We start from the raw sequence: 5,093 nt of genomic DNA, 5'->3' as shown, positions 1-5,093 counted from the left end.
CGGCGCCGCAGGCCCGCCCCCCGGGCCGTCGGGGGTGGCGGCGTGGTGGCTGCCGGTACCCGAAACCGCGCCCCGACCCGCACCGGGACGCGTGGCGGGTGGTGGCCGGCGCAGCGGGCAGCAGGCGGCGTCGCCGTGGATGTCCGAGGGGTTCGTGTACCGCCGGGTGCACGCCTCCTACCTGCATCTGCACTGGGCTGGACGGCCCGGCGCCGCCACCCGCCTGCTCGCCGCCGCCCGCGCAGCCCGCCGGGAGGACGGCCGGGACACCGCCGGCGCCGCACCCCGCGCCCTGAAGCCCGCCGGCCCACCCGGCCGGATCCAGCCCGGCGCGGCGTGACCGGAGCGGAACCGGGGGACGGGAGGCTGGTCGTCGGTGTCGGCGCACGGCCCGGGGTGACGGCGGCAGAGATCCTGGAGCTGGTCGAGGCGGCGCTGCACGACCTCGCGGCGCCGGCGAGCGCGGTGCGCCGGATGGCGACGGTCGAGGCCCGCCGGGACGAACCGGGCGTCGTCGCCGCCGCCCGCCACCACGGCTGGCCGCTGGTGGGCCATCCCGCCGCCCTGCTCGCCACCGTCGACGTGCCCCATCCCGGTGCCGCCGCCCACGCCGCGCTCGGCACCCCGAGCGTCGCCGAGGCTGCCTGTCTGATTCCCTTCGCTGTCCCCCCGTCCCCGGCAACGGCCACCCTGCCCCCGGCAACGGCCATGCCACAGCCGGTCCTGCTCGTACCCAAACGCGCCGGCCGGCGGGCGACGGTCGCGATCGCCCGGCATGGCACGCCGGATCGGGATGGCGGCGCTTCCGCGTGACCGCGGACCAGGTCGGCTGGGTGGTCGAGCGGACCACCTTTGATCAGCATCGGCTCGCGCCGCTGGTGTTGTTGACGTACTACGCGGTCACCCCACTGCCCTCAGGACAACCGTTCAGAGCAGCTGTTCAGAACCTGGCCATTCTCGGCGCGCTGCGCTCGGTTGTCCGCAGCGGAGATTTACGCCTTCATGGCAACTCCCGACCACTGGGTCGGCACCTTCGCTGCGACGAAGGCGGTCCGCGGGGAGAACACCGACCGCCCGGTGCCGGTGGGGGCACGGTTCGTCGACGTCATCGAGGTCGCCCCGGACACGACCGTCGAGGTCGAGTGGACGGTCACCCGCAACGAGCCCGGAGTCATCTGGCAGATGACCACCGACCCCGCCATAAGCGCCGACCCGGCCGACGGCACTGTCCACATCGTCATCACCTACACCTACACCGGCGGCACAGAAACGGAGCTCGCCGCCGACACCGTAGCCGCCGCGGCCGGCGCCGGTGCCGGGACGCTGGTCACCCGTGCCCTACGCGCCACCTACCTCGGCAACTCGCCCATTCCCCTGGCCTACCACGACAGCTGGACAGACCAGGCCGGCCCAGCCCACTTCCTGCAGACAGTCCGGGAAACGCTGCTCAATACCGGGTCCACCGGCCGGCGACCTTGACGTCTCATCAGCTTTGACCTACCGGAGCCGGGGATCGCGTGTTCTCCGGGTGATACGCCCCGCGTCCACGGTCGTGCCGTGTGGCTCCCCGCCACCGGTAATCTTCAGCGACTCAGCCGAACGGAGGACAAACACGAATCTTTCTTCCCGAGGTTTCTCAGCCCCATGCGACGCCAGACGGGATCGCCGCATCGGCGCAGGCGTCCGCGATCAGGTCCAGGGACAGGCCGAGGACCCGCGCCAGCGCGGCGACGGTGAAGAACGCCGGGGTCGCGATCCGGCCCGCCTCGATCTTGCGCAGCGTCTCCGCCGACAGCCCGGCCGCCGCGGCGACCTCGACCATGCTGCGGTCCCCCCGGGCGGTGCGCAGCAGGGCGCCCAACCGCTCCCCGCGTTCGCGTTCCAGCCGGGTCAACGGCGTCCGCACCATGGCCATGATGGTAGTACCGGCATGCCCCTACCCGACTCCGCACCACAACCGTGATACTAATAACGGTATAAGAATTGGTCACGGGTGCGGGTCCGAGCCCGCCGGCCGAGCAGGGGCGGGCGAGGCCTGCGGTGGGGTCTGGGCCTCGTCTCCCGCGGGACCGGCGGCGGGGGACGGCACCGACGGCGGGCGACGGAGCAACCCATGGTCGAACTGAAGTCGGGCACGGCGATCGAGGCGATGGCCGCGGCCGGGGCGGTCGTCGCCCGCGCCCTCGCGGCGGTACGCGCCACCGCCGCAGCCGGCGTCACCCTGCGCGAGCTCGACGACACCGCACACGCGGTGATCCGCGACGCCGGGGCCGAGCCGGCCTTCCTGCACTACCAGCCGCCCTTCGCCCCGACCCCGTTCCCCGCGGTCATCTGCACCTCGGTCAACGACACGGTCGTGCACGGCATCCCGGACGGCACCCCGCTGCGCGACGGCGACCTGCTCAGCGTCGACTGCGGCGCCGAGCTCGACGGCTGGGTCGGCGACGCGGCCGTCACCTTCTGCATCGGCACCCCGACGCCGACCTCGTCGAGACCACCCGCCGCGCGCTGGCCGCCGGCATCACCGCCGCGGTCGCGGGCGGCCGCCTCGGCGACATCGCGCACGCCATCGGCCGGGTCGGGCGGGCAGCCGGCTACGGCATCCCGCGCGGCTTCGGCGGCCATGGCATCGGCCGGCGCATGCACGAGGACCCCGGTGTTCCCAACGACGGCCGGCCCGGTCGGGGCATGCTGCTGCGTCCCGGCCTGGTCCTCGCCCTGGAGCCGATGTTCCTCGCCGGCGGTCGCGACCACTGCCGCACGGCCCCAGACGGTTGGGCGCTGCGCACCGCCGACGGCAGCCGCGCCGCCCACGCCGAGCACACCGTCGCGATCACCGAGGACGGCCCCCGCGTACTGACCGTCCCCTGAGGGCGGATCGTGGCCGGCGCGGGCGATGATCCCGCCAGGCGATCGTCGGCGTGGAGAACCTGCTGATCCGACCGGTGAAACCGGCCCTTTTCCAGTTATCCTGTCGGGGTGGTGGTGCAGCTACGGCTGGAGCGGGACGCGCGGGCGTTGACCGAGGTCGTCACTCGACTTCGGCGGGTGCTGCGGACGAGTATCCGCAGCGACTACCCGTGGGAGGCCCTGCCGATGGCCCAGGTGGAGTTGTTGCAATGCCTGCAGGAACGCGATGGCGCGCGGGTGGGCGAGCTCGCCGGCCTGCTCCACCTGGCTCCGAATACGGTGAGCACCCTGGTGCAACAGATGTCGGACGCGGATCTTCTGCGGCGGGTCACCGACCCGGCCGACCGGCGCGCGGCCCGGGTGTCGTTGACCGAGACCGGTACCCGCCATCTGCAGGGGTGGCGCGAGGCCCACGAACGCAGGCTCGGCGACGCACTGGGCCGGCTCGCAGCCGCCGACCAGGCCGTTATTGTCGAAGCCTTGCCGGCCCTGTCACGCCTGGTCGAACAGCTCGATGACCGCCGCCCGGCCGACCCGTCCTCCGTCGCCACCGGCGGACCCTGACCGCAGGTTCCTCGGGAGGCGTGCCGGACCGGTTGCCGCCGCTGCGGGATCACGCCCGCCGGCTTCGCGGACGCCGCCGCGCCCGGGCTGGTGCTGGCGCAGGCGATCGGACGGTGGGTAACTACTTTCAGGACCTCGGCGTGCTGCTGCTCGCCGCCGACCGGCGCTGGGCCTTTCGCCGGGGAAGGCTGTTCGCCCTGTACGTCGCGGCCTACACCGCCGGCCACCAACGCCGCGTGCCCACCTCCAGCGGCCGGCCTGGCATTCGCCCCCGCACCGGCCTACTCTGTCTGAAACAGAGTTTATCTGTCACAGACAGAGCTGGGGAGCCGCGCCCTGCCGTGAGCGGCTTCCGCTGGAGGAACAGGTAGCCATGGACCCGGGCGTGCGTACCTCCGCGTCCCGCAACACCCTGATGTCGCTGCTGGCCCACGAGCGGGCCCGCCCGCGCGCGGTCCGCGACCTGCCGGGCGGCTGGTGGCTGGCGGTCGCCACCGTGTGCTTCGGCGCGTTCATGGGCCAACTCGACGCCAGCATCGTCACCCTGGCCTACGGGCCGCTGTGCGCACAGTTCCACGCCCCGCTCGCTGCAGTCACCTGGGTCTCCCTGGCCTACCTGCTCACCCTGGTCGCCCTGCTGGTGCCCGTCGGCCGGCTCGCCGACGCCCACGGCCGCAAACAGTTCTACCTCTACGGACTCCTCGTCTTCATCGCCGCCTCGGCCGCCTGTGGCCTGGCTCCCAGCTTCGCCGCTTTGATCGGTTCCCGCGTCGCGCAGGCCGTCGGCGCCGCGATGCTGCAGGCCAACAGCGTCGCCCTTGTCGCCACCAGCGCACCCCGCCCGAGGATGCGCGCCGCCCTGGGCGTCCAGGCCGCCGCCCAGGCTCTCGGCCTCGCTCTCGGCCCCACCCTCGGCGGAGCCCTGGTCACCACCCTCAGCTGGCGCTGGGTGTTCGCCATCAACGTCCCCGTCGGGACAATCGCCCTCATCGCCGGCTACTACCTGCTACCCCGCACCCGCCAGCGCACCGACCCTGCCCCCTTCGACTGGCCGGGCCTGGCCCTCCTCGCCACCGCCACCACCACCCTGCTGCTGGCCGTCTCGGCCGTCTCCGGCCTGAACCTGCCCTCCGCGGCCACCGCCATCCTCGCCATCCTCGCCCCGCTCGCCGGCTACGGCCTCGTCCAACGGGAACGCCGCGCGCCGGCACCCCTGATCGACCTGCGCCTCCTTCGCATCCCTGCCCTCGCGGGGGGACTCGTCGGCGCGCTGTGCGGCTACCTCGTCCTGTTCGGCCCGCTCGTCCTGGTCCCCGTCGTCCTCACCGACCGCGGCACCTCCCCCCTGCACGCCGGGCTGGTCCTCACCGCCCTGCCCGGAGGCTTCGCGCTCGCCGCCAGCGGCGCCGGGGCGGTCCTACCCGACCGGTGGAGCGACCGCCGCCGCTACGCGCTCGGCGCCGTCACCTGCACGATGGCACTCGCCGCCGCACTCGCCGTGCCACTGTCCGCACCCTGGCTGATCCCCCCGATGGCCGTGCTCGGCCTCGGCATCGGCGTCTACACCCCCACCAACAACACCACGATCATGAGTGCGATCCCGGCCCACGCGGCGGGTA

Annotated in this window: 5 protein-coding genes and 2 pseudogenes; 6 read left to right on the top strand and 1 reads right to left on the bottom strand. The window is 73.5% G+C overall.

Annotated elements, in window-relative coordinates:
• The 3 genes and pseudogenes from AC08ON_RS06960 to AC08ON_RS06950 all read left to right on the top strand — a co-directional run.
• Positions 1-340: pseudogene (locus AC08ON_RS06960) on the top strand (cobyrinate a,c-diamide synthase); the annotation flags it as partial.
• Complete coding sequence (locus tag AC08ON_RS06955; protein WP_476607928.1) at positions 337-813, top strand: cobalamin biosynthesis protein; 477 nt, start codon at positions 337-339, stop codon at positions 811-813. The pseudogene AC08ON_RS06960 and the gene AC08ON_RS06955, both read left to right, overlap by 4 nt.
• A gap of 189 nt (positions 814-1,002) precedes the next feature.
• Positions 1,003-1,479: a hypothetical protein gene (locus tag AC08ON_RS06950; RefSeq protein WP_476616654.1), complete on the top strand. Its 477-nt coding sequence runs from the start codon at positions 1,003-1,005 to the stop codon at positions 1,477-1,479.
• Between the two features lie 157 nt (positions 1,480-1,636).
• Here the strand turns inward: AC08ON_RS06950 and AC08ON_RS06945 are convergent, their stop codons facing one another.
• Positions 1,637-1,909, bottom strand: a complete 273-nt coding sequence (locus AC08ON_RS06945) for a helix-turn-helix domain-containing protein (RefSeq protein ID WP_476607929.1) — start codon at positions 1,907-1,909, stop codon at positions 1,637-1,639.
• Between the two features lie 204 nt (positions 1,910-2,113).
• Here AC08ON_RS06945 and map point away from each other — a divergent pair.
• The 3 genes and pseudogenes from map to AC08ON_RS06930 form a co-directional block, all read left to right on the top strand.
• Positions 2,114-2,871 (top strand): annotated as a pseudogene (gene map / locus AC08ON_RS06940) (type I methionyl aminopeptidase).
• 114 nt (positions 2,872-2,985) lie between these two features.
• Positions 2,986-3,474 (top strand): MarR family winged helix-turn-helix transcriptional regulator, encoded by a 489-nt coding sequence (locus AC08ON_RS06935; protein WP_011436705.1) that lies wholly within the window; start codon positions 2,986-2,988, stop codon positions 3,472-3,474.
• Between the two features lie 385 nt (positions 3,475-3,859).
• Positions 3,860-5,093 (top strand): MFS transporter (locus tag AC08ON_RS06930; protein ID WP_476616653.1); only part of this gene is annotated, 1,234 nt, incomplete at its 3' end.

This window comes from Frankia sp. CoWAU3 (genome assembly GCF_977971855.1).
Note: the sequence above shows the minus strand (reverse complement) of the source record. Positions and strands in the feature narration are given on the sequence as shown.

What these genes read in the sequence shown, in the direction of transcription:
- AC08ON_RS06950 (WP_476616654.1), top strand. Translation starts at nt 1,003, where the DNA reads ATGGCAACTCCCGACCACTGGGTCGGCACCTTCGCTGCGACGAAGGCG.
- AC08ON_RS06945 (WP_476607929.1), bottom strand. Translation starts at nt 1,909, where the DNA reads ATGGTGCGGACGCCGTTGACCCGGCTGGAACGCGAACGCGGGGAGCGG.